Origin of the sequence: Thalassospira povalilytica (assembly GCF_002844235.1) — a bacterium.
GTDB lineage: Bacteria > Pseudomonadota > Alphaproteobacteria > Rhodospirillales > Thalassospiraceae > Thalassospira > Thalassospira povalilytica.
This window is the reverse complement of the sequence record NZ_PGTS01000007.1, coordinates 209481-234222: the sequence shown is the minus strand read 5'-3', so window position 1 is coordinate 234222 and position 24742 is coordinate 209481. Positions and strand designations below refer to the sequence as shown.

General features: G+C 55.1%; 25 protein-coding genes and 3 tRNA genes. 12 read left to right on the top strand and 16 right to left on the bottom strand.

Annotated elements, in window-relative coordinates:
* Positions 1 to 85: 85 nt before the first annotated feature.
* A tRNA-Gly gene (locus CU041_RS17935) sits at positions 86 to 159 on the bottom strand.
* A gap of 37 nt (positions 160 to 196) precedes the next feature.
* A tRNA-Tyr gene (locus CU041_RS17930) sits at positions 197 to 281 on the bottom strand.
* A 196-nt stretch (positions 282 to 477) separates the two neighbouring features.
* Between CU041_RS17930 and rlmB the strand changes: the two genes are divergently transcribed.
* The 3 genes from rlmB to CU041_RS17915 all read left to right on the top strand — a co-directional run bounded on the left by rlmB (position 478) and on the right by CU041_RS17915 (position 2210).
* A complete protein-coding gene (gene rlmB / locus CU041_RS17925; protein ID WP_101247921.1) occupies positions 478 to 1356 on the top strand; it encodes a 23S rRNA (guanosine(2251)-2'-O)-methyltransferase RlmB in 879 nt (292 codons plus the stop codon).
* A 42-nt stretch (positions 1357 to 1398) separates the two neighbouring features.
* The gene (locus tag CU041_RS17920; RefSeq protein ID WP_101247920.1) at positions 1399 to 2037 is read left to right on the top strand and encodes a VOC family protein; all 639 of its coding nucleotides are present in this window, start codon (positions 1399 to 1401) and stop codon (positions 2035 to 2037) included.
* Positions 2038 to 2133: 96 nt separating this feature from the next.
* A tRNA-Thr gene (locus CU041_RS17915) sits at positions 2134 to 2210 on the top strand.
* 58 nt (positions 2211 to 2268) lie between these two features.
* Here CU041_RS17915 and CU041_RS17910 read toward each other — a convergent pair.
* The 9 genes from CU041_RS17910 to CU041_RS17870 all read right to left on the bottom strand — a co-directional run bounded on the left by CU041_RS17910 (position 2269) and on the right by CU041_RS17870 (position 9428).
* Positions 2269 to 2676, bottom strand: a complete 408-nt coding sequence (locus CU041_RS17910) for a GFA family protein (protein WP_101247919.1) — start codon at positions 2674 to 2676, stop codon at positions 2269 to 2271.
* 116 nt (positions 2677 to 2792) lie between these two features.
* Entirely contained in the window at positions 2793 to 3677 is an 885-nt protein-coding gene (locus CU041_RS17905) for an isocitrate lyase/PEP mutase family protein (RefSeq protein ID WP_170310296.1), read from the bottom strand.
* 6 nt (positions 3678 to 3683) lie between these two features.
* Positions 3684 to 4955: a TRAP transporter large permease gene (locus tag CU041_RS17900; RefSeq protein WP_101247918.1), complete on the bottom strand. Its 1272-nt coding sequence runs from the start codon at positions 4953 to 4955 to the stop codon at positions 3684 to 3686.
* Entirely contained in the window at positions 4952 to 5566 is a 615-nt protein-coding gene (locus tag CU041_RS17895; protein ID WP_228195796.1) for a TRAP transporter small permease, read from the bottom strand. Before CU041_RS17895 ends, CU041_RS17900 begins: the two co-directional genes overlap by 4 nt.
* Positions 5567 to 5664: 98 nt before the next feature.
* Positions 5665 to 6654, bottom strand: coding sequence for a TRAP transporter substrate-binding protein (locus CU041_RS17890; RefSeq protein WP_068517152.1), 990 nt, complete (start codon positions 6652 to 6654; stop codon positions 5665 to 5667).
* Between the two features lie 304 nt (positions 6655 to 6958).
* The gene (locus CU041_RS17885) at positions 6959 to 7615 is read right to left on the bottom strand and encodes an HNH endonuclease (protein ID WP_101247917.1); all 657 of its coding nucleotides are present in this window, start codon (positions 7613 to 7615) and stop codon (positions 6959 to 6961) included.
* A gap of 120 nt (positions 7616 to 7735) precedes the next feature.
* A complete protein-coding gene (locus tag CU041_RS17880; protein ID WP_101247916.1) occupies positions 7736 to 8287 on the bottom strand; it encodes a GNAT family N-acetyltransferase in 552 nt (183 codons plus the stop codon).
* Positions 8288 to 8309: 22 nt separating this feature from the next.
* Positions 8310 to 8864, bottom strand: coding sequence for a helix-turn-helix domain-containing protein (locus CU041_RS17875; protein WP_101247915.1), 555 nt, complete (start codon positions 8862 to 8864; stop codon positions 8310 to 8312).
* Between the two features lie 159 nt (positions 8865 to 9023).
* Entirely contained in the window at positions 9024 to 9428 is a 405-nt protein-coding gene (locus CU041_RS17870; RefSeq protein ID WP_101247914.1) for a RidA family protein, read from the bottom strand.
* A gap of 144 nt (positions 9429 to 9572) precedes the next feature.
* Here CU041_RS17870 and CU041_RS17865 point away from each other — a divergent pair, with 144 nt between their 5' ends.
* Positions 9573 to 10175 (top strand): TetR/AcrR family transcriptional regulator, encoded by a 603-nt coding sequence (locus CU041_RS17865; RefSeq protein ID WP_101247913.1) that lies wholly within the window; start codon positions 9573 to 9575, stop codon positions 10173 to 10175.
* A 123-nt stretch (positions 10176 to 10298) separates the two neighbouring features.
* On the opposite strand, the gene CU041_RS17860 is transcribed toward CU041_RS17865, so the two are convergent.
* Positions 10299 to 10637 carry a rhodanese-like domain-containing protein gene (locus CU041_RS17860; protein WP_101247947.1) on the bottom strand — a complete coding sequence of 113 codons (339 nt, stop codon included), beginning with the start codon at positions 10635 to 10637 and terminating at the stop codon, positions 10299 to 10301.
* A 602-nt stretch (positions 10638 to 11239) separates the two neighbouring features.
* On the opposite strand from CU041_RS17860, the gene CU041_RS17855 reads away from it, so the two are divergent.
* The 3 genes from CU041_RS17855 to CU041_RS17845 all read left to right on the top strand — a co-directional run bounded on the left by CU041_RS17855 (position 11240) and on the right by CU041_RS17845 (position 16282).
* A complete protein-coding gene (locus CU041_RS17855) occupies positions 11240 to 13186 on the top strand; it encodes a PrkA family serine protein kinase (RefSeq protein WP_068517148.1) in 1947 nt (648 codons plus the stop codon).
* Between the two features lie 178 nt (positions 13187 to 13364).
* Positions 13365 to 14702, top strand: a complete 1338-nt coding sequence (locus tag CU041_RS17850; protein ID WP_101247912.1) for a YeaH/YhbH family protein — start codon at positions 13365 to 13367, stop codon at positions 14700 to 14702.
* A complete protein-coding gene (locus CU041_RS17845; protein ID WP_101247911.1) occupies positions 14699 to 16282 on the top strand; it encodes a SpoVR family protein in 1584 nt (527 codons plus the stop codon). Before CU041_RS17850 ends, CU041_RS17845 begins: the two co-directional genes overlap by 4 nt.
* Before the next feature lie 63 nt (positions 16283 to 16345).
* Here the strand turns inward: CU041_RS17845 and CU041_RS17840 are convergent, their stop codons facing one another.
* Positions 16346 to 17221, bottom strand: a complete 876-nt coding sequence (locus CU041_RS17840) for a type 2 periplasmic-binding domain-containing protein (RefSeq protein WP_147250661.1) — start codon at positions 17219 to 17221, stop codon at positions 16346 to 16348.
* A gap of 517 nt (positions 17222 to 17738) precedes the next feature.
* On the opposite strand from CU041_RS17840, the gene CU041_RS17835 reads away from it, so the two are divergent.
* Genes CU041_RS17835 through CU041_RS17825 form a run of 3 tightly spaced genes read left to right on the top strand, consistent with a single transcriptional unit; the run spans position 17739 to position 20701 of the window.
* Positions 17739 to 18908, top strand: a complete 1170-nt coding sequence (locus CU041_RS17835) for a zinc ABC transporter substrate-binding protein (protein ID WP_101247909.1) — start codon at positions 17739 to 17741, stop codon at positions 18906 to 18908.
* Between the two features lie 7 nt (positions 18909 to 18915).
* Positions 18916 to 19563, top strand: a complete 648-nt coding sequence (locus CU041_RS17830) for a DUF1007 family protein (protein WP_231856645.1) — start codon at positions 18916 to 18918, stop codon at positions 19561 to 19563.
* Positions 19511 to 20701 carry a nickel/cobalt transporter gene (locus tag CU041_RS17825; RefSeq protein ID WP_101247908.1) on the top strand — a complete coding sequence of 397 codons (1191 nt, stop codon included), beginning with the start codon at positions 19511 to 19513 and terminating at the stop codon, positions 20699 to 20701. Before CU041_RS17830 ends, CU041_RS17825 begins: the two co-directional genes overlap by 53 nt.
* A gap of 65 nt (positions 20702 to 20766) precedes the next feature.
* Here CU041_RS17825 and CU041_RS17820 read toward each other — a convergent pair whose 3' ends face one another.
* Positions 20767 to 21636 carry a LysR family transcriptional regulator gene (locus tag CU041_RS17820; RefSeq protein WP_101247946.1) on the bottom strand — a complete coding sequence of 290 codons (870 nt, stop codon included), beginning with the start codon at positions 21634 to 21636 and terminating at the stop codon, positions 20767 to 20769.
* A gap of 480 nt (positions 21637 to 22116) precedes the next feature.
* Between CU041_RS17820 and CU041_RS20840 the strand changes: the two genes are divergently transcribed.
* A complete protein-coding gene (locus CU041_RS20840) occupies positions 22117 to 22395 on the top strand; it encodes a DUF1127 domain-containing protein (RefSeq protein ID WP_212733821.1) in 279 nt (92 codons plus the stop codon).
* Between the two features lie 306 nt (positions 22396 to 22701).
* On the opposite strand, the gene CU041_RS17810 is transcribed toward CU041_RS20840, so the two are convergent.
* On the bottom strand, positions 22702 to 23571 hold the full coding sequence (locus tag CU041_RS17810; protein ID WP_068517182.1) for a LysR family transcriptional regulator: 870 nt from the start codon (positions 23569 to 23571) through the stop codon (positions 22702 to 22704).
* Between the two features lie 147 nt (positions 23572 to 23718).
* Between CU041_RS17810 and CU041_RS17805 the strand changes: the two genes are divergently transcribed.
* Complete coding sequence (locus tag CU041_RS17805) at positions 23719 to 23988, top strand: DUF1127 domain-containing protein (protein ID WP_101247907.1); 270 nt, start codon at positions 23719 to 23721, stop codon at positions 23986 to 23988.
* 97 nt (positions 23989 to 24085) lie between these two features.
* Here the strand turns inward: CU041_RS17805 and CU041_RS17800 are convergent, their stop codons facing one another.
* A complete protein-coding gene (locus CU041_RS17800) occupies positions 24086 to 24727 on the bottom strand; it encodes a bifunctional 4-hydroxy-2-oxoglutarate aldolase/2-dehydro-3-deoxy-phosphogluconate aldolase (protein WP_101247906.1) in 642 nt (213 codons plus the stop codon).
* Positions 24728 to 24742 lie beyond the last annotated feature (15 nt).

The window sequence follows — 24742 nt, the reverse complement described above, 5'->3', positions numbered from 1 at the left end:
TTGGCCATTGCCCTCAGATCCTATATCCGAACCAAAAAAACACGTAGAAACCCACCGCACGAGCCGACGGGTTGCATCATAAAATTGGAGCGGGTGAAGGGAATCGAACCCTCGTCGTAAGCTTGGAAGGCTTCTGCTCTACCATTGAGCTACACCCGCATATTTTTATCTGCGAGCTCTCGCGAGGGCGAGAGAGTGGTGGAGGGGGCAGGATTCGAACCTGCGTAGACTAAGTCGGCGGATTTACAGTCCGCTGCATTTGACCGCTCTGCCACCCCTCCATCAGGGTCTTAACGCCGTCCGGGTTTTGAGCCCGGCCTCGTTGCGGCGAGGGAGGGAATACGGTGGAGGGGCATGTGTTGTCAACAGCAAAAAAAGCACGAAATCGTATTTCCTTTCCTATATGTTCCCCAAGCTCTGCTTTCAGAGTCAAACAAAGTGCATTCAGTTCCTTACGGCCCGGAGGTTTCCGCCATTATGTCGCGTCGCAACAAATCACGTTCAGGAAATCGTCATCAAGGTGACAGCGGGCAGGACAACCTCCCGCACAACGATGAAAACCGCGAAGGCAATTCGCGCCGTGGACGAAAGCGCGGCCGCGATGGCGGATCATCGGGTGGAAATTCGCGCCTGATTCTCTTTGGGCGTCACCCTGTGATGATGGCAATTGCCAATCCGCAACGCACGATTCACAAAATCTGGGCGACCGAAAATGTCCGCGATGAAATTGTCGCCGCCCTCGCCGAGGCCGATCGCAATGATGTTGCCGTCGATGCCGCCGGCCGTACCGACCTTGATGAAATGCTGCCACCGGGCACAGTTCATCAGGGCATGGCCATGCATTGTGCCCCCCTGCCCCAGATTTCAGTCGAAGAACTGATAGCCGATCACAGGGATTCGGAACAATGCACCGTGCTGGTTCTTGATCAGGTCACCGATCCCCACAATGTCGGCGCGATTCTGCGCAGTGCGGCGGCCTTTGGGGCCGCAGCCGTCATCGTTCCGGACCGGCACGCCCCGCCTGAAACCGGTGTGCTTGCCAAATCGGCCAGTGGCGCGCTTGAAACCGTGCCCTATATTCATGCCGGCAACCTTAATCAGACACTTGATAAACTCAAAGGCGCGCATTTCTGGCTGGCCGGTATGGATGGCTATGCCGAACAGACCCTGGCCGAAGCCAAATTGCATGGCCGTGTAGGGATCGTCATGGGATCGGAGGGCGAAGGCCTGCGTCGCCTGACCCGCGAAAGCTGTGATTTTCTGGTCAAGCTTCCGATGTCTGACCGCATCGAAAGTCTCAATGTGTCCAACGCCGCCGCGGTTGCGCTTTACGAGCTGTATCGCACCAAAAGCTGACCGCCCATCCACTTGCCGTCCCAACGTACGGGGAATGCTGTTGTGCTCAAGCTGGACCACCTTACTGTGATCGCGCCGACCCTGGTGGAAGGAGTCGATCACGTTAAAAGCTGCCTTGATCTGGATATTCCGTTTGGAACCCGTCACGATTACATGGGCACGCACAATCATCGTGTTCAGCTGGGCGACACTGTCTATCTGGAAATCATCGCATCCGATCCGGTCGCCCGTCGCCCGGATCGCCCGCGATGGTTCGGCCTCGATAACCCGAAACAGGTCCGGGCCGATTGGGAAACGGGCAAGCGCCTGCGTGGCTGGGTTGCCAGCACCGCCAGCATTGACAGTGTTCTTGCGCAATATGACGGCATTTTCGGCGAACGTGTTGACCTTCCGTTCGAAAATCCGACGTTCTGTTTTGCCATCCCGGCAGACGGATCGCTGCCGCTGGCCGGGGCCGTGCCGTCGCTTATTGATCACCGCAATGATCCGACCTCGATGGCCGAGATTCCCGACCTTGGCGCACGATTGCAATCACTAACACTGGCGCACCCTGATCCGGATGCGATCAGAACACTTTATAACGGTCTTTCGATTGATCGCGCCCCTACGGTCATCAAGGGACCCGATCTTTGCTATCGGGCGCTGATAACCACCCCTGCCGGCCAGAAGGAACTGCGATAAACACGGGGTTCGCAGGGGCACGAAAACCATTTGTCAGTTTCGGCCTACAAGCACTTGATTTCCCCGGCGGCCCGGATTATGTTTCGCGCCGCTCACGCCGGCATAGCTATAATTGGTAGAGCAGCTGATTTGTAATCAGAAGGTTGGGAGTTCGAGTCTCTCTGCCGGCACCATTAAAAGAAACCCCGCAAGCACATGCTTACGGGGTTTTCTTTTGTCTGGGCGGTCCGGTTATTCCGGTAAGCCGTCAAGCCGCCCGATTTCGTGCAGATCATCATCCCAGCCAGCCTTGCTGCCCAGCATGATATGCGCATCAGGGCGCTTTATCAGGTCACTATCCAAGCATCCCGCCGGCACGACAACCAGACGACCGCCAAACTGTTCGCGCGGCACCGCCGCACCGCATGTCTGACAGAATGATTTTTCGTGACGTGTATCGGGCACAGTATAGGTCACAACTTTGTCCCTGCCAGAACGCCAGTCGAGCTTTGCCTGCCGGGAAAACAAGTTCGCGGCATATGCCGATCCCGTGTCTTTGCGGCAATATTGGCAATGACACAAAAAGAAACTGTCAAAGCGACCGGAGACCTCGAATGTCACCGCCCCGCACTGGCAACTGCCGTGATGTTTCTCTGTCATCTGCTGATCCCTGCATGTCTGTTGCCCGCAATTTGTCCGCAAACAGTGCGGGCGGTGCATGATATCAATATACGCACCGCCCGTCGAAAGACCATTCTGTTCAGGAAGGCGAACTGTCAGCCATCCCGTCTGGATGACGCATAGCGTTCCGATTCTTTATAATAATCATCGAACCCGATGCGGTTGCGCAGATCGGCCCAGTTCATCAATTTTTCATCACGTGGCTGACCGGCCTTCATGGTTTGCAGGCATTCCACCATCGCTTTCATGGCGGCTGCCATGAGCGACAGCGGATAGGCCGCAATCTGATAGCCGATATCCTTGAGTTCTTCGGGCGACAGGTCCGGGGTTTCACCACCTTCGACGATATTGGCCATTTTCGGCCCCGGCAGTTCGGCACAAAGGGTGCGCATTTCATCAACACTTTTGGGTGCTTCGACAAACAGGATATCCGCCCCCAGTTCCTTGAACTTCGCCGCACGGTCAATCGCCTCGGACAGGCCATGCTGATGACGGGCATCGGTGCGCGCCAGAATAAGGATATCTGCCCCGGCATCCCTGGCATCCACCGCCGCACGGATACGGTCAAAGGCCTCGTCGCGGCCGACAACTTCCTTGCCCTTGGTATGGCCACAGCGTTTGGGCGCCAGCTGGTCTTCGATCATCACAGCCGCACAGCCCGCCTTGGCAAAGCCGGTCACGGTGCGCCGGACATTCATGGCATTGCCATAACCGGTATCGCCATCGCCAATCAGCGGGATCGAAATGGCATCGGTAATGTTGCGCGCCTGATCAAGGACCTCGCCATAGGACATCAGGCCAAGATCGGGTTCGCCGATCCGGGCGGCCGATGTTGCGAATCCGGACATGAAGGTCAGGGCAAAGCCTTCCTGTTCGATCAGCTTGGCAGAAAGCGCATCAAAACAGCACGGCATGGTGATCAGATCGCCGGTGGCAAGCAGCGCACGCAATTGATCGGCAGGTGTCTTTATATGTGTCATCGGTCTTTACAGCTTGAATGGGATATAGAGTGCAAGGTCGTGCCAGACATACAGAATAGCCGCTGTCACGAACATCAGGATCAGGAACGGTGCGACGCCACTTGCGACCTCGCCCAGCCGGGCCTTGGCCACCGACTGGATGACATAAAGGTTCAGCCCGACCGGCGGCGTAATCAGGGCACATTCAACCATGATCACCATATAGACCCCGAACCAGATCGGATCGAATCCAAGTGCAAGGGCCGCAGGCAGCAGAACCGGCGTCATGATCAGCACCATCGACAGTGCTTCGAACACCAGCCCCATCACCAACAGAACCGCCGTCACCACCAGAATGAAACCAAGATCGGTGTCGATTCCCTGGGTGATCATCATCGAGATGTCCTGGGGGATTCGGTAAAGCGTGATCGCCTTGCCAAAGATTTTGGCGCCGGCAATGATCAGAATGATCGCAACCGTGGTTGCCATGGAATCGAATACCGCCTTTTTAAGCGCATCCCACGTCAGAACCCGCATGATCGGGCCGGTAATGATCAGCGACGCGGCAAAGCCGATCGCCGCGGCCTCGGTCGGGGTAAAGGCCCCCGAATAGATCCCCGAAATAATCAGAACAGCAAGGATCACGGCAGGCAGCGCCTTGAGCGTGGCCCGACGGCGTTCTGCCCATCCCTGTTTGGGTTCGCGTTCCTGCCCGCCCATGCGGGCATAGACCATCGAAAACAGGATGAAGAATATCAGAAGCGCAATCCCCGGACCGATCCCGGCAAGAAACAGCGAAATCACCGATTCTTCGGTCACAAAGCCGTAAATGATCATCGGGATCGACGGCGGGATCAGAATACCCAATGTGCCGCCCGCCGCCAGAAGGCCATAGACGAATTTCTTGTTATAGCCGCGATTGATCATTTCCGGGATGGCAACCGTGCCGATGGTGGCTGCTGTTGCAACCGACGATCCGGAAATGGCGGCAAACACACCGCATGACAGGATGGTTGCCACCGCAAGACCGCCCGGCCAATGCCCGACCCAGGCGCTGACGGCTGCAAAAAGGTCATTGCCCACCCCGGCACGCAACAGGATATTCGACATCAAAAGGAACAGCGGCACCGCCAGAAGGATAAAGCCATCAAGCGTTGACAGGATCGCCTGCGGCGCCATCAAGGGCGAAAAACCGCCAAGCAACAGCATGGCAAGCCCCAGCCCGCCAAGCGCAAAGGCCACCGGAACACGCGCCAGCAACAGCGCAAACATCGCCGCAAGGGTCAGAAGAATGGTCATTCGTGTGCCCCTTTCGGAATATCCTTGCCGCGCAGAAGGCCGACGATTTCAATCACCGCCTGAATGGCCAGAAGCGCAAAGCCGATGGCAACGGGAAGTTCCGCCACCCAGGCCGGAAGATCAAGCATGGTGCCGCTGGTGCGCCCGCGCTCGAAGCTTTCATAAAAGATTTCCCAGCCCTTGTAGGTCACCATCACCGAAAAGGCGAAAATGCACGCCATCGCGGCAATTTCGATTCCGCGCTGGGCTGTGGGTGAAAACAGACGGGTGACCGCATCAACCGCAATATGGCGGCGCGCTGCCAGTGCCCAGGGCATGCCAAGCAACGCCCCCCAGATCAGGCAAAGCTGTGAAAGCTCAGCCGCCCAGATCGTCGGACGGATAAAGAAATAACGGGCAATAACTTCATAAGTCAGCATGCAGCCTGCCAACACGAACAGGATGGCGGCAGCCCATGCCAGAAAAAGCATAAAACGATCAAACATCGTAAAACAAATGCCGTTACCCGGGTGGCTGATCATGCGCGACCGTGAAACGGACATCTCCTGATCTCGATAAAGGGGCGGGAAATCATCATCAATTGCCGACCGGGTGACGGAAGCGCGAAACATGGATCGTCATGATCGGCGGCATGGCAAGTGATGACATGATCACATTCAAAAAGATCATCCGGTCCCGCACCGGAAATTGGGCGGGACCGGCTTTATGATCAGAACTTCTGCGCAGCTTCAAAGACCTGCTTGCCAAGATCACCGGTATGGGCAAGGAATGCCTCGTAAACCGGTTTCGCAGCTTCGCGCCATGCAGCCATTTCTTCCTCGGTCGGATGATAAATGGTCATGCCGTTGGCCTTGGCTTCGTCAAAGGCAGCAGCTTCGATTGCCGACATGCGATCACGCACATCGTTTTCGGCATTTACCGCCGCGGTCGAAATGATTTCGCGCTGCTCATCGGTCAAGCCGTTCCAGAATTCGGTATTCACAACCACGATGAATTCGATATCGGCATCGTTGGTGGTGGTTACGGTGTCCATGACTTCCCAAAGCTGACGGGATTTGACGCCCGACATGCCGGTCATGCCGACATCAACCGTGCCACGCTGATAGGCGATATACTGCTCGGAGCCGGAAATCAGGGTCGGCGCGCCACCAGCCGCAGAGATGAAATCACCCTGGGTTTTCGAGAATACGCGAACTTTCTGACCTTTGAGGCCATCCGGACCTTTGATCGGGCCGCCATTCGACAGCATGATCGATCCGCCATATGCCTGCCACCACAGAACCGTGGCACCGGTATCGGCAATCGCCGCATCAAGCGGTGCGCGGACCGGTGAATCCGGGGCAACGGCCTTGCGAACCTTTTCTTCGGTATCGAGAAGGAACGGCTGATAGAACACGTCAACGGCCGGAACGTCACCGACATAACGGGTCAGCGATGCCACACCCATTTCGATCGCGCCAGAACCGACGGCTGCGGGGACTTCTTTATCCTTGTAAAGCTGGGCCGAGTCATAAATCTGAACTTCGATATCGCCGTTCGATTTTTCCTCGACCTCGTTCTTGAACATCAAAAGGTTCTGGCCAAGGTGGCTTTTCATCGGCAGCTGCAGCGAAATGCGCAGGGTCAGATCAGCCGCATGCACAGCACCGGAAAATCCGACGGCCGTCATCAGGGCCGCGGCGAGGGCAAATTTCTTCATAATGGACTTCCTCCAGGAACTTTTATTCTAATTCTTAATGCCGGACCGCAAAGATGCGCCTATTTTTTGGCACGGTTCAACATGTTTCGCACGGTATGGGCGATCTATCAGAAAACCCTTAGTGCGGCGCACAACCTGCTGAAACCATGGAATAAAGGGAGTCCGGGCTGTTCCGGGCAGAAATTTCCGCAATGCAACAATTCATTTGGCACCGCACGGTCAGGACCGGCAGTCGAATGTGGCATGCCACAATGTTTGTTTTGAATACAATTCGGAGAATCGCGCTGTACTTCAAGCGACTAATTCATTCGCTACTTGGGCTTATACCTGCGATTACGGTGTTGTGATAATCCAAGCTTTCTTGACTAATCGCATGCCCGCACATTTCAGATAAATCGTCCCGTTTCAACCCAACGGCACCAAGATCAAGCATTGCGTGATGATTAGGGCATACAACAAGTACATTGGAAGCGATGTCAGGGCCATTATGAGGCTTCCCAAGTGGAATAATATGGTGCGCCTCAACATAGCTTCGTCCATCTTTCATGGGAATGGCGGTCCCGCACATCTGACACTGAAACCGATGGAGAGCTTTTAGCCGCTTGGAAAGAGCTGTATCCCTAACGATCCTTGTAATTGTTAGCTCTCTCAAGCTTAGGTTCTGATCTTCCTCAGGTTCCTCAATGTCATACGCACGAGGATTATGTTCTATCATTGAACGCAGCCCCCAAACGCCGTTTCCAATTCCATGTACACTGAAGAATATATCTCTGCTCTGGCGCCAATTCGTAGAATCAGATGAATTGTACTCAAGCTCTTTTCGGACCGTTGCCTCCAACGACACAGGAATGCTCAACTGCCGCTTACTTCTGATCGAAAAGACTTCTGCATATATCTCCTTCAGAGGCGCTAACCCATTCAGGTTAATCAAAGCAAGTTCAACACATTCCCACCAACGCATAGTTATTCCCATCAATTGTTTGAAACTGTGTCTTTTTAGTTACCAATGAGAATCTACAAACGCACAACATCAAACGGATGAAGATCTCAACATCGAAATTTCTATGTCAATCAGTTCAGTCTAAGATAGTAAGCGTTTATACATCACGGTTGTCGCACTGAGCTTTTCGGAAAACGGATCGCGGGCAAATTGCGGAATGACCCCGGCAGTTTCAAAGCCAAGCGATGCATAAAGCGTCTCGGCACTGTCGCCGGTACGGGTATCAAGGGTCAGCAAACTGCGTCCCAATTCCCCTGCCTGCCTTTCCGCGGCCTGCATCAAAAGACGGGCAATGCCGCGTCGGCGACAGTCGGGATGGACCATCAGTTTGCTGATATCTCCGCGATGGGCCTGATTGGGCATGGTATCGATATCAAGCTGCACCGTGCCAACCACCCGATCATCATCAAGGGCGACGAAAAGCGTTCTTTTGCCTCCGGCCACTGCCGGTATGATCCGGTCGCGCCAAAATGCCACCGCCTCGGATATCGGGAAAGGCTCGATAAAACCGATGCTGGCCCCGTCATGCACACAGGCATGCAGCATCGCGCCAAATGCCTCAAGACGATCGGCAAGCGCATCCGCATCAAGGGTGATGATGCGTGGTGGGGTAATCCGGTTGGTCTGGCCCATGATCGCGATGCTTTCAGGTTGGTTATTCGACGATAAACAGGTGATAGCGCGCCCCGGACGTGGACGGGGTTTCAAACACATTGCCGCCGCGCAGCTGATAGCGCAGGCAATCCCCCGCCCCCAGTTCATGGCGCTTGCCATCCACCGTCAGGCTCAGCATGCCGTCAAGCATCACAAGATGATGTTCCAGCCCGTCGCGTGGCGATCCGCCATATTCAATCCGCGTGTACGGATCAATTTCGACCTCCAGGACTTCACCCGCCAGATTGCGCGATGTTGGCGATACCAGACGGCGGCGATATCCGGTTTCCGGATCGGTCCAGATTTCCTGATCCTGACGTCTGACCAGTGGCGTGAAATCATCTTCGACCATCTGCATCAAACGCGACAGCGTGACACCAAAGGCAACGCACAGCTTGCTCAGAACACTGGCGGTCGGACTGACATCACCATTTTCAATGCGTGACAGACTGGCGCGACTGACCCCGCTGCGCTTTGCCAACTCATCAAGCGACCAACCGCGTTCGGTTCGCAGTTGTGACAGGCGTCGGGCAAGGCGTGTTTCGATTTCTTCCATCTTGAATCTTGAATCTTGAACCTCGAATCTCAATATAGGGATATTTTTCCATTTATGAGAATTCGTCAAGATAGAAAACCGGCCCTGCATTCACCACGCAGGACCGGTTTTTGATTTGATCAAATCACGCCAGTGTTGCTGTGCGGACCAATTGCGTCGTCAAACCTGCCCATCGGGAATACGCGCAACAACCTTGATCTCGAAATCAAAACCGGAAAGCCAGGTCACCCCAACGGCCGTCCAGTTCGGATACGGGGCCTGATCAAAGACCGCCCCTTTGACCGCCATGATATCGCCAAACTGGTTTTCCGGATCGGTGTGGAAACTGGTGACATCAATAATGTCATCAAAGCTGCAACCAGCAGCCTCAAGGATCGCTCTTAGGTTTTCAAACGCCAGTTCGACCTGCTTTTTGAAATCCGGTTCCGGGGTTCCGTCTTCGCGACTGCCAACCTGACCGGAAACAAACAGAAGATCGCCAGACCGGATGGCCGGGGAATAGCCATGCGCCTCATAAAGGGCATGACGGTTCGGGGGAAAGATTGCTTGGTTTGCAAGGGACATAAAGCCCTCCTGTTCAGATAAATTCAGTTGATGTGGTGTTTTGGACCCAATTCAGATACGCTGCGTATGTGAAGCAAAGATATATTCACATACATCGCGTATGTCAATTAACATACGCGCCGTATGTTAAAATCGGAGTGCCTGATGACTGCCAAGACCCGTGCTGAAAAGATGGAAGAAACGCGCGTTAAATTGATCGCTGCGGGGCGCAAGGCCTTTGCCCACAAGGGATATGCAGATGCGTCAATGGATGAGCTGACAGCATCCGCCGGCCTGACGCGCGGCGCGCTTTATCATAATTTTGGTGACAAGCTCGGGTTGCTTGCGGCTGTTGTCGATGAAATTGACTCGGCCATGGCCCAAAAGGCCAAAGATGCCGGTGATGCCGCCGGGGGTGGCTGGAACGGGTTAATGGCCGAGGGCAGGACATATATCGAACTGGCCCTTGATCCCGAGATCCAGCGCATCGTCCTTCGCGATGGTCCGGCTTTCCTTGGCGATCCGTCAAACTGGCCAAGTCAAAATCGCTGCTTGCAGGCGACGATTGCAACGCTTGGGGAACTGGCCGATCAGGGCGCGATCAAATCTGTGGATATTGAAGCCCTGGCAAGAATGCTGAACGGCGTGGCATTGAATGCGGCCCTTTGGGTTGCAACAAGCGATGATCCGCAAGCAACCCTTCACAAGGCAATTTCAGCATTCGAATGCCTTGCATCTGGGGTTCTGGTCAAACAAGAACACAGATAATTCACGGGTGGCCCCAGCAGATCGGGCGGATTGGGCAAACTGGGCGTACCGGACAAACCAAGCTACGGGTCTGGCGAAAGGCAGCATTAAACAGCCTTCCCTGCCCGACGACCAATTCCGGGCTTATTTGCCACCTTCAAGATCAAAGCCGGCCCGGGTCCAGCTTTGGATGCCGCCCTTAAGGTTGCTGACCGCGCAATCAACATGGGGCAGAACGGCATTGGCCGCGCCAAAGGATCGCTGCCCCACCGCACAGACAAACACCAGGTCGGTGTCATTTTCATCGGTCAGGTCAACCAGTGCCGAAATGTCAAAATTTGATGTCGGCATATTGATCGCGGTTTCGATATGGCCGGTGACGAATTCATCGGGTTCACGCACGTCGATGACAGTCACCGCGTCCTGGCCGATCAGAAGATCAAGCTCGTGGGGTTCGACAAATTTTACAGCACCATCGGTCATTTCATTCTTCCTGCTGGGCGGCGCGACCATAACCGCCGCCGGTTTCGCGATTGGTGCAGTGATAACGTCCGACCCGCCGACTGTGCAAACGCAAAATAATTTTGTCAGGTCTGATCACGGGCAACTGCCTTGCCCACAGCCCGTTCCGGTCACTCAACCGTGATCACCCGAATGGAAATTCTTTCGCCAATACCTGTATCTTACCTTGCGGAACAGGTCGCTGCTTCCCAAGTCATTTAATAGGACATTTTCCAGCGGCAACGATCCGGGTCATGGCGACAGGTCGACGCCCATTCAGGTCTGAAGTCTTTATCAAAGGGCTGCCGAAACGGGGCCAAAAGACAGCAACCCAAAGTAGCAAATATTAACTTGCGAACCGGCAAAGACAACAACTTCAAACTCTTGGCATCTTCTGCCGATTTTAACCAGAAGCTAAATAGTCTTCGTTAAAATATTTACTGTCTGGCAAATGAACTTTTGTACCATTTGCTGACGTATACAGAATCAGGCGGCCATCAACAGGTCTGCTGCAACGCAAAACAGGCAGGACAGGAAACGATCGTTCGATACCAAAGAGATAACGTTTGAAAGGAGACCGCGCCATGGCTGAAGACAAGGACATCTTCGAGCTGTATGCGGAAGGGTATGACGGAAAGCAAGAAACCGAACTGACCATCCGTGACTACCTTAATCTATGTCGCGAAGATCCAACGGCCTATGCCTCGGCCGCGGAACGCATGATCACGGCGATTGGCGAACCGGAACTGATCGATACATCGACCGATCCCCGCCTTGGCCGTATTTTCCTGAACCGAACCATCAAACGTTACCCTGCCTTTGCCGATTTCTTTGGCATGGAAGAAACCGTCGAACGCATTGTCGGCTTCTTCAAATATGCGGCCCAGGGGCTAGAAGAACGCAAACAGGTTCTTTATCTGCTCGGTCCGGTTGGCGGCGGCAAAAGTTCGCTTGCCGAACGGCTCAAGGAGCTGATGGAACGCGAACCGATCTATGTTCTGAAGGCCGGGGATGTGATCAGCCCGGTGTTTGAAAGCCCGCTTGGCCTGTTCAATCCAGCCAAAATGGGTGACGCCATCCAGGACAAATACGGCATTCCCAAACGCCGCCTGACCGGGCTTATGTCGCCCTGGGCGGTCAAGCGTCTTGACGAATTTGGCGGTGATCTTTCCAAATTCTCGGTGGTCAAGCTGATCCCGTCGCGCCTGCGTCAGATCGCAATCGCCAAAACCGAACCGGGTGATGAAAACAATCAGGATATCTCGTCACTGGTCGGCAAGGTCGATATCCGCAAACTCGAATATTTCAGTCAGAACGACCCGGATGCCTATAGCTATTCCGGTGGTCTGAACCGCGCCAATCAGGGCTTGCTTGAATTTGTCGAAATGTTCAAGGCCCCGATCAAGATGCTGCATCCGCTTCTGACCGCAACCCAGGAAAGCAACTATATCGGCACGGAAAACCTTGGTGCCATCCCGTTCCAGGGCTTGATCCTTGCCCATTCAAACGAAGCCGAATGGCAGACCTTCAAATCCAACAAGAACAACGAAGCCTTCATTGATCGTATCTCGGTGATCAAAGTCCCCTATTGCCTGCGGGTTACCGAAGAAACCATGATCTATGAAAAGCTGCTTCAGGGATCCGAACTTGAACAGGGTGCCTGCGCGCCCGGAACGCTCAAGATGCTGGCACAGTTTTCGGTCCTGTCGCGGTTGCAGGAACATGAAAACTCCAACCTTTATTCCAAGATGCGGGTCTATGACGGCGAAACATTGAAGGATGTCGACCCCAAAGCCAAATCCATGCAGGAATACCGCGATACCGCCGGTGTCGACGAAGGCATGGACGGCATTTCCACCCGGTTTGCCTTCAAGGTTCTGTCTGAAACCTTCAACCATGACACCCACGAAGTCGCCGCCGATCCGGTGCATCTGATGTATGTGCTCGAACAGGCGATCCGGCGTGAACAATATCCCGAAGAACGCGAAAAGGATTATATGGACTTCATCAAGTCCGAACTGGCCCCGCGTTATGCCGAATTTATCGGGGCGGAAATTCAGAAGGCCTATCTCGAAAGCTATTCCGATTACGGGCAGAACCTGTTTGATCGCTATGTGTCCTATGCCGATGCCTGGATCGAGGATCAGGACTTCAAGGACCCCGATACCGGACAGCTTCTTGATCGCAAGATCATTGATCAGGAACTTTCGAAAATCGAAAAACCGGCCGGCATCGCCAATCCCAAGGACTTCCGTAACGAGGTCGTCAAATTTGCCCTGCGCGCACGTGCGAACAACAAGGGCAAAAACCCGTCCTGGACGTCTTATGAGAAACTGCGTGATGTGATCGAAAAACGCATGTTCAGCCAGGTCGAAGACCTTCTGCCGGTGATTTCGTTCGGTTCGAAAAAAGACAGCGAAACCGAAAAGAAACATAACGAGTTCGTCAAACGCATGATCGATCGAAGCTATACCGAACGTCAGACCCGTCGTCTGGTCGAATGGTATATGCGCGTCAATAAGGCCGGCTAAGCCACGCCCTCGGCTTACCGACCCTGCCGGGCGGTTTCTCCCTTGTCCGCCCGGCTTTTATCCCGTCGCAGGATGGGCACCCGTTCGCCCATCCTGTCAAAGACCAAAGGCCCAAGCGACCTGCACATGACATGACGGCCCCTTATCCCGGCATGTCGGTCCAAGGATGTGAATGCCCATGCTGTATATCGTTGACCGCCGCAAGAACCCGACAGGCAAAAGTCTTGGCAACCGACAGCGTTTCATGCGCCGGGCCAAGGCCCAGATCAAAAAAGCTGTCGAAGACACCATCCGGTCGCGCGGCATCACCGATATCACCAGCGGCGATCAGATCACCATTCCCGGCAAGACATTGAAAGAACCGGGCTTCCACCATGCCGGACGGGGCGGCAACCGCAACTATGTCCTGCCCGGCAACAAGAAATTCGTTCAGGGCGATCGCATCGCCCGCCCGCAAGGTGGTGACGCCGGGGCTGGCGGATCACAGGCAAGCCCCGATGGCGACGGCGAGGATGATTTCCAGTTCACCCTGACCCGTGACGAATTCCTTGATATCTTTTTCGAAGATCTCGAACTGCCTGACCTTTTGAAAAAAAGCCTGAAACAGACAACCGCGTTTCGCAATGCGCGCGCGGGCTTTTCGGTTGAAGGCACGCCCGCCAACCTGAGCCTTGTGCGCACCATGCGCAATTCACTGGCCCGGCGCATCGGCCTGAGACGGCCCAAAACCACCGAAGTCCGCGAACTCGAAGAAAAGATCGCAGCCCTTCAGGCCAAGGCCGAAAAACGCCCCAATGGCAAACTGACCAAGGCCGACGAAGACAGCCTGCACGGATTGCTGGCCGACCTTGAAGAAGCCAAACGCCGCATGAAGGCGATCCCGTTCATTGATCCGATCGATACCCGCTATAACCAGTTCCAGCAAATCCCCGATCCCAACACCCAGGCGGTGATGTTCTGTCTGATGGATGTATCGGGATCGATGTCCGAACAGATGAAGGAACTGGCCAAGCGGTTCTTCATGTTGCTGCATCTGTTTTTGCATCGTCGCTACGAACATGTCGAAGTGGTGTTCATCCGCCACACATCGCGCGCCGCCGAAGTTGATGAAGAAACCTTTTTCTATTCGCGCGAAACCGGCGGCACCATTGTTTCCACCGCCCTTGAAGAAATGAAAAAGGTGCTCAAGGACCGCTATCCCAACGATCAGTGGAACATCTATGCCGCACAGGCATCCGATGGCGACAACTATTCCAATGACGGCGCCAAATGCACCAGCCTGCTGGCCGAAGACCTTTTGCCGAAATGCCAATATTACGCCTATATCGAAATCACTGATGAGCGCGAGGCAGAGATTTTCGCCGCTGCCGAAGGCGAAACCGCCCTGTGGAAGGCCTATGCCCCGCTGGCCTCGCACAATCCGCGCTTTGCCCTTAAACGGGTGACAAAGGCCGCTGATATCTTTCCGGTATTCCGGGAACTCTTTGCCAAAAACCGCACGGAGGCACGGCTATGAGCACCAAAACCAAATCCTCCGAAGCTGATAATGGCAAACTGCTTTTCACCAGTGCCGACTGGGATTTCGAAACGCTGAAGGCGACCTATGACGCGATTGAAGACATCGCGATCAATGAACTCAAACTTGATGTCTATCCCAACCAGGTCGAAGTCATCACCTCCGAACAGATGCTTGATGCCTATTCATCGATCGGCATGCCCTTGATGTATCACCACTGGTCGTTCGGCAAACGCTTCGTGCGCGATGATGTCATGTATCGCAAGGGCTATCAGGGGCTGGCCTATGAAATCGTGATCAATTCGAACCCCTGCATTTCCTATGTGATGGAAGAAAACACCATCGTCATGCAGGCGCTGGTCATGGCCCATGCCGCGTTCGGGCATAACCATTTTTTCAAAAACAACTATCTGTTCAAACAATGGACCGATGCCGAAGGCATTCTGGATTATCTGCAATTCGCCAAGGGCTATATCGCCAAATGCGAAGACCGGTACGGCTTTGACGCGGTCGAACGCGTACTTGATGCCGCCCATGCCCTGATGGAACAGGGGGTTAACCGTTATTCCCATCCGGAAAAGCCCAATCTTGCAGTCGAACTGGAACGTGAACGCGAACGGGCCAAATATGAAGACGAAACCTATAACGATCTGTGGCGCACCCTGCCCCAGCCCGATCAGGGCGATCAGGATATGGACGAGCTCAAACGCAAAATGCGGATCGAGGAACGCCGCGCCCAATTCGGCCTTCCGGAAGAAAACCTGCTTTATTTCCTGGAAAAAAATGCACCGTCGCTTCAGGCATGGGAACGTGAAATCCTGCGGATCGTGCGCAATATCGGTCAGTATTTCTATCCCCAGAAACAGACCAAAATGATGAATGAAGGCTGTGCGTGCTATGTGCATTACGCCATCATGAACAGCCTGTATGACAGGGGCCGGATTTCCGAGGGCGCGATGATGGAATTCATCGATTACCATTCGCGCGTCGTGTTTCAGGCCGAATATGATGATCCGCGCTATTCCGGGTTCAATCCCTATGCGCTGGGCTTTGCCATGATGCAGGATATCCACCGCATCTGTGTTGATCCGACCGACGAGGACCGCAAATGGTTCCCCGATATCGCCGGGAATAATGAGCCGGTGGAAACGCTCAAGGAAGCCTGGGCACATTACCGCGATGAAAGCTTCATCCTGCAATTCCTGTCGCCCAAACTGATGCGCGACATGCGGATGTTCATGATCGATGATCAAAGCACATCACCGCATCTCGAAGTCGCAGCCATTCATGATGATAACGGCTATCGCAAGGTCCGCCGGTCACTGGCCCGGATGCATGACATTTCGGTGCGTGAACCCGACATGCAGGTAGTCGATGTCGATATCCGCGGCAATCGCCAGCTTTATATTCAGCATACCGAACATGAAGGCATCCGCCTTGAAAAAGCCGAAGCCCAGATGACGCTTGGCTATATTGGGCAATTGTGGGGATATGGCGTGACACTTCAGGCGGTTGATTATGAAACCGGCGAAATCCTTCATGAAATGAATTACACGCCCGAAGATCTGGCAACTTCCTGATCTTGTGACCGACGGTCTATGCCCCGCCGTCCAACTGGGCCGCCCAACTGGTTTCAAGCCCGCCTAATAGCCTTCCCAATAGCTGTTGGCCACCGCATGGGTTTGCGACGACATATAGGGATTTGGGATGCGAAATACCTTGCGCTTGCTGTCACGGATCAGACGCAGCGACCGGGCAATTCCCGGATCGGAATAGAAATTGCGCATAAAGGCCCCGTTCTCATAGGCCGCCTGCAACCCTTCTGTGATGATTGCATGGCGGGCCCGGTCATCGGCCCGCACATAGAAAAAGAAATCCAGCGGATAGATCAGAAGGATATTCTGATCAACAACCAGATCCATCCCCGCATCAAGGGCCAGACCGATTTCGGCATGAACTTCATGGGCCCCGCGATTCAAAAGATCGAACCGCCCGTGATCAAGCATCCGCCACAGATTTTCGTATGTCGCCTTTTCAACACAAAATCCGTTGGTTTCAAGGATTCTGGTATCCAGCCAGTCCGCGCCCGACCCGATGCAATGACCTTTCAGGTCATCCAGCGTCTCGACTTCATTCAGTGCCTGGGCCATATCGGGCCGGGTCACAAAAACCCGATGCCCCAGAATACCGCGGGTCAGTGGCACATAGACCTGGGAAAAATCCTGCTCGAATTCGGGGCGATAGCCCGCAAACATCACATCGATCTGGCCATCTTCCATTTGCTGCATGATGCGTTTGGCCGTCGCCCCGTCAAAGGCGATATATTCGACCTGATGGTCCCCGCCCGCATGATCAAGAGCAAGTTCAAGCAACTTGTACTGATAGGAAAAAGGCCCGCTTTTCGGGTCACCGACAAGTGCGATGCGGAATGTCTCGGCCTGCGACGGCTTTGAAATTGCAATGCCAATAACAAACAATCCCAGCGCCGGGACAATCAACCATTTGCAAAATTTAAGCACGCCGTTCCTCAAACCCGAAAACATGAACAACATCTACCTCTGGTAGATTGGGATTAACCCCCATCAATTAAAGTCCCGACCGGTCGCACAGTCTTATGTTTTGGGCATCTGTTTTGGGCCGACAACACCGCGGTCCAGGGCACGGATCGCAGCAACTCCATTCGCAGATTTTTTGTTTCGACTGTGCAATTTTTCTATTTGGATCAATTGGTAAATTCTAATTGGATCAAATTTCACCTAGTAACGTCGATTTTGGTCCTTTCGCGCGGAATGATTTTCCTATTTCCATATTTATCTTCGACAGGTCCGGCCCCGTCCGTCACGCTTCTTTCGGCTGAAATCGGTAATTCAAAGCGGCTACCTGTCGCTTGATCACAGTGGCCTGCTTCACAGTCGGTCGGTCATTTCCATCCTGAAATGAGTACCGGTATCGAGTTTTCGCTTGACCGATTGTTATGTTATATCATAACAACATCAGGTCATCGAAATCTTCCCCACTCCAGACCGGATCGGTTACATGCCTGACTTCTCCCCTGTTTTTCGCCGCGCGTTTTTTGCCGCGTCCCTTGCCACCTTGCCGCTGATTGCCATCCCGGCCGGGTCGGCATCAGCCCACGGCGATGATGCCCCCAAGGTTGTCACATCCATCAAGCCGATCCATTCGATCGCCAGTGCCATCATGAAGGATATCGGCGAACCGGCCTTGCTGGTTGACGGGGCATCTTCCCCGCATGCCTACTCGCTGCGCCCCAGCGAAGCACGTGCGCTTAGCGAGGCCGATCTGGTTGTTTATGTTTCCCATTCACTGGAAGGTTTCCTGCAAAAACCGTTGCAGACACTGTCCAAATCCAGCCATCAGCTTGAACTGGTCGCCGTCGAAGGCATGGCGCTTCGTAAAATGCGCGATGGTGGCGCATGGGAAGCCCACCAGCATGGCGATCACGATGAAGATCATGCCGGCCATGATGACCATGCCCATGACGAACATGATGATCACGCGCACGGCGACCATGATGACCACAATGAGCATGCTCATGATGACCATGCTCATGATGATCATGACAAAGACCATCATCATGACGACGCCAAAGAAGCAGATGATCACGACCACGATCACGCCGCGGACACCCATGACAGTGACGAAGATCACCATCACGAACATGGCGGCATTGATCCGCATATCTGGATGGATCCGGCCAATGGCGCAAGCATTGCCATCGCAATTACCGATGAACTGGTCGAAATCGACCCGGAACACGCAGATGCCTATCGCGACAATCTGAAAACGTTACTTGCCAGCCTGACCAGTCTTGGCAATGATCTGCGCCAGAAGGTCGCCCCGATTCAGGGCAAACCCTATGTCGTTTTCCATGATGCCTATCAGTATCTGGAAGCCGGATTTGGTTTGACAGCGGTTGGGTCGATCACCGTGTCCCCCGACCAGAAGCCCGGAGCCAAGCGCCTCCATGAGATCGAAGACAAAATTCGCGATACCGGTGCCGTTTGCATCTTTGCCGAACCGCAATTCCGTCCGGCAGTTGTTCAGGCTGTTGTGTCAGATACCGGCATCCGTACCGGAACGCTTGACCCGCTGGGTGCCGATCTCAAGGCGGGGCCGGACACCTATCAGCAAATCCTTGCACAGAATGTTGACGCCCTTGTCGATTGCCTCGGACAGGGTTCGTAAAACCGTTATGACTGCCCTGGTTGCCGGCACCTCGTTGCTGGCAACCGGTCAGGCGGCGTTGGCGCATCCCCATGTATGGATTGATGCCAGCGCCGAATTTGTGTTTGAAAATGACCGGATTACCGGAATTCGTGTGCACTGGCTGTTTGACGATCTGTTCAGCATGACGCTGATTGATGAATTCGACCATAATCATGACACCCGGTTCTTTGGCGACGAAAACACCAATCTGCGCGACAATGCCTTTGCCGCCCTTGCCGAAGTTTCCTGGCTGACCCATCTGCGCCGCAACGAAGAACTTCTTGCCTTTGCCGGTGCGACCGATTTCAAGGCCGACATCACCGATGACCGGCGCGTGACATATGATTTCACGCTGACCCTTGACCAGCCGCTTGACCCCAAAAAGGACAAAATCAGCCTGTCTGTCTATGACGCCGAATATTACATCGATGTCGCTTTCACACAGGTTGATCCCGTACTGTTTGTCGGCACCAAGAACCTGTCCTGCCATTTCGAGATGAGCGAAGATGAAAAGAACCGCATCTATTTTGACCTTGTCGCACCGGTCCGCGCCGATCTTGTTTGCGCAGGCAAGGTGGCCGATGGCGGCAGTTCTGGCGGCCTTGCTCCTGGTGATTTCGTTCGCGTCGAGTAATCCGGCAGCCGCCCAGTCATCAAACCTTCTGGGCCGCGGTGCGTCGGACAGTACCGACACCGCCCCGACCGCGCCATCCGCACCATCCGCACCATCCCGGGCAGAAGACAGCATGATCACCCTGCCCGGCTGGTTGTCAGACATTGTCGGTCAAACCGTCATTATCCAGACCAAACTGAACCGCGAAATCACCGCCACCCTGCGTGAAGCCAAATCCGGTGACAGTTTCTGGCCCGGACTGATGATCATTGCCCTGTCTTTTGCCTATGGCGTTTTTCATGCGGCAGGCCCCGGTCATGGCAAAATGATCACCACCACCTATTTCCTGTCGCGCGATGCCGGCTGGAAACAGGGTGTCGCCATGGGCAGCCTGATCGCAGCCGTGCAGGCCGTCTCGGCGATCATTCTTGTCGGGTCGCTTACGCTTGTTCTCAATCTTGGCCCGGCGGCCATTACCCGCAACGGACTGGTGATGGAGGCCGTGTCATATGCCCTGATCGCCCTTCTGGGCGGGCTGATGTGCCTGCGCATTCTTCAGGGCCGGGATGATTGCTGTGACCATGGCGGGCACACACATCAACATCACGACCATGATCACAACCACGATCGTCATCACCATGATGACACCCACTCCCACCATGCCTGTGACCATACCCATCACGTGCATCACGCCCACACCGACCATGCCGATCACCACAGTCACGGGCATGACGGGCAGGGGCATGACGAACACAGACATGACGACAGCCATCAACACACACATGACCATGCACATGCGCATCAAAACGCCCCTGCTTCGACGGCGCAAACACGCTGGCAAATGATTGCAAGTGGCGTGGTTGTCGGGCTGCGTCCCTGTACGGGTTCGATTCTGGTGCTGCTCTTTACCCTTGCCAACGGCATGTTTCTGATTGGCATCGGGGCTGCCTTTGCCATGGCTGCCGGGGTGGCATTGACCATCAGCCTGATCGGGCTTGCCGCAATCGGCATTCGCACCGGCACCCGGCATCTGTTTGATCTGTCCGACAGCACATCGGGGATTGTGCGGCGTGGTGTCGGCTTTGCCGGTGCGGCGACCATCACCCTGTTCGGGGTCATGCTGTTGCTGGCATCGGCCCGCCAGATGGGATGGCTTTGACCCGCCTTGCCCCCTGCTGATCGGTCTTGCTGCGGATCGGGCTTTGCCTGCTGGGGTTTGAACGTTCAGGATTTGAATTGGGCCGGGATGCTTTCCGTTGCCTTGATCAGGGCATCCATCACCATGCGGACCCCGGGTGACCGGCGCATATCGGGATGGACCACCAGCCAGACCGGCTTGCTGACCTCGCCCAGTTTGTCATCGAAAACCAGTTCCAGACGATCATCAAGATCGGCCATATAGCGCGGCAACAATCCCAACCCATGCCCGGCGGCAACAAAGGCCAGAACCGTCTGGCTGTCATCGGCCTTGACCCGCATCGGCAATTTCTGTTCCAGCGTTTCCCAGACCCAGCCTTGCTGGTAATCGCCAAATGTGTTGCGCCCGTCTGCACAAAATTCCCAATCCTTGCGCGGGACCCGGTCGGTATAACCCTTGGCCGCATAGACCGCAAAACGCAGATTGGTCAGCTTGCGCACGATCAGGCCGCTTTGATCCGGGGTTGCCATGCGCACTGCCACATCCGCCTCGCGGCGGGCAAGGTTGGCGATGACGCTTGATCCCAAAATCTCGTATTCCAGATTTTTCTGGTCACGCAGCAACTCGGCTAGTCGCGGGGCAAACAGCAAACGTCCGGCAGCGGGCGGGACCGCAATGCGCACAACCCCGTGTGCGGTTTCATCACCGCGGGCCTGACGTTCAAACGCCAGAACATCTTCTTCAATCCGGCCGGCCACCGGCACCAGATTCTCGCCCGCTTCGGTCAATTTCCAGCCGGTCGCCAGACGATCAAACAGATGCGCGCCAAGATCAGCTTCCAGCGCCTCGATCCGCCGGGCAACGGTGGTGTGATCCTTTCCCAACCGGCGTGCGGCCCCGGAAAGGGTGCCGGCCTGTGCCACCGCGACAAAAAACCGCAAATCATTCCAGTTCATCAATCCCCCCTGTCTTGCCATTGTCTTGCCAGTGCCAGTGCCAGTGCCAGTGCAATCGCCCCCAACCGTCATCACCGGCAGCCCGATAATCAGGCAATCCCATGCCGTCGCAGCCCCAAAACCGAGTTGACCTGATGACCTGACCACGTGACGTGACACAAAGTGACACGACGTCACCTGATCTGCTCTGACCGGCACCAATCAGGCCAACTAACCTTGATAGCCCCGATCAAACCTTCCCCAGCACCAAGTCGAACCGACCCTCACCTGTGCCAAACCGCCATATCCGAACGGAGCAGCCCCCTTCGCGATGATGATCACCGGCGCGCAGTTTACTCACGTTGCTCTATTGCCTGACGGCCGATGGCTCAACTGCGCAATATTGCACAACTATAGCGCATTTTATCGGAATTCCTTGGGATTTCTGCGCATGGCAATGTTGGCCCATCACAACAGCCCCCACGATCAAGGAGCATCAAAATGGCTATGCATAACCAGATCGATTGCAATCCCGTCGTCGGTTGCGTTTCGGCAAAAAGCCTGTCGGTGATGGCTGCGTCACGCCAGACCACCCCGCCCTCGCGCCCAAGCATTTCCAAGGGTGTTAGCGCTATCATCACGGCAATTATTGGAACTCTGGCGGCATCCTATAAGCGGTATCAAAGTCGCGTTGCCCTGACCCGTCTCAGCGACACCCAATTGCGCGACATCGGTCTTGAACGGTCCGACGATGGCCGGATCAACCGGCGGTCCGCATAACCAGATCAAAGCGGCCAAGGGTCCGACCTGCGGCAATCGACACGCTTTGATGCCGGCCTCAGAACCGATAGGGGTATCGGCTTTGGGCCCAATGCCTCCCTCAGGGCATGGAAAAGGCCTCCGCCAGTCGGAGGCCTTTGTCTTTGACGTTGTAACTGTTGCAGGGCCCATACCAAAACGCGCGCCCCAAGCGCCCGCCGCATGTTCCGAATTCGGAACTCAGACCTTTCAGCTTGGAACTCAGAACTTCTGGCTCCCAACTCGCAACTCCGATACTGGTACAAGGCGGCGGGCTGGGTCACATCTTTAAATCTGGAATTCCTCGGCGATTTCATCTGCGGCCTTGATCAGCGCATCCATCACCAGCCGCACCCCCGGGGAACGGCGCATGTCGGGATGGACAACCAGCCATCCGGTTTCACGACCATGCCCGTCGGTATCGGCATGGATCAGTTCCAGCCGGTCATCCTTGTCGCCCAGATAGCGGGGCAGAACGCCAACCCCGTGGCCGGCTGCGATGAACTGGCGAACGGTTTCGGTATCATCGGCCCGGAAACGGCAGGGCAATTCCCGTCCCAGAACCGTGCGCACCCATTCCTTTTTCGAGGCCCCGTAGGCCGTATCTTCATAGCCACAGAATTCCCAGTCGGGTTCCGGCACCTGGTCACGATATCCCGCCGCCCCATACAGCCCGACGCCAAGTTCCAAAAGCTTGCGCGTGATCAGGCCGGGTTCGCGCGGGGTCACCATCCGCACGGCAATATCGGCTTCGCGCCGTGCCAGATTGACCACATTCGCCGCCCCGATGATTTCAAATTCAAGCCCCTTATGCGCGGTCAACAGCCGCGCCAGCCGCGGCGCAAACAGCACACGCCCGGCAACCGGCGGCACGGAAATCCGCACCACCCCGTGGGCGGCTTCATCGCCCTTGGCCTGACGTTCGAAACTCAGCGCTTCCTGTTCGACCCGCTCGGCAACCGGCACAAGGTTCTGCCCCGCCGTGGTCAATTGCCAGCCGCGCGGCAAGCGATCAAACAGCTTGGTCCCGACATCGCTTTCAAGGGATTCGATACGGCGCGCAACAGTTGTGTGTTCCTTGCGCAGCCGTCTGGCCGCCCCGGAAAGGCTACCTTCCTCGGCCAGAACAAGAAAATAGCGTAAATCGTTCCAGTTCATCCCTGCACCCTGTCGGTCGCGATTCAAATCATTCTGGTTATTTTTGCACATTAACTCTGCGAAACAACCGAATTCCTGTTTTATTTTGCATATGGGACGATCAAACCATCAACAAGACAACTCAACCAGAGATGTCAGGAGGCCGATATGGCGCACCAGATTTCGACCCAAAAACCATTCGATGTCGCGACCGATCCCTTTGCCAAACGCATGCCGTTTGGCGCCCTGATCGACAGGATCGTCAATTATTCGATCGAAGCCCGCAAACGCAAGAACCAGCGCGAAGTACTCAGCACGCTTAGCGACGCGCAACTTGAAGATGTCGGTCTGCAACGGAAATTTGATGGCGAACGCTGGTATGTCGAACGGATCACCGATCGTCCGTTCCCGAACCGGAACCAATTGCAAAACCGCTAGTCCCCCGCGCGCCCACCACCCGCACAATGTTTGCCCCGCAAATACAAAAAGGGACCCAGACGGGTCCCTTTTTATTTGTATGATGATTTGATTGTCGTTAGCCGCGAAGGGCGTTGACCCGGTCGGTTGCTTCCTGGGCCAACTTGGTAATCCGGTCCCAGTCTCCGGCCTTGACCGCATCCTTGGGGGCCACCCAGGACCCGCCGACCGTGATAATATTAGGCAGCGCCAAATAATCGGCGAGATTATTAAGCGAAACCCCACCCGTCGGGCAGAATTTGACCTGGGGCAGCGGACCCGAAATTGCCTTAAGCATCGAAACACCGCCCTGCTGCTCTGCCGGGAAGAATTTCAACGTGTCATAGCCATGATCAAGCAGGTTCATGATTTCAGACGGCGTACCAGCCCCCGGAAGCAACGGGCATCCGGTATCGGCCGCCGCCTTGAGCAAGCCTTCACTATGGCCCGGCGACACGGCAAAGGCACAGCCGATTTCTGCCATACGTTCCATCTGCTTGGCATTGATCACGGTACCCGCACCGGTGATGGCGTCGGGGACTTCGGCGATGATGCGCTTGATGCTTTCTTCGGCGGCATCGGACCGCAGGGTAATTTCAAGCACCGGCAAACCACCGGCAACCAGTGCCTTGGCCAAAGGAACGGCGTCGTTGGCGTCTTCAATCACCAGAACCGGCACAACCGGGGCTTTGGACAGAATTTCACGCGATGAAAGGCTCATAAATATTCCTCCTGT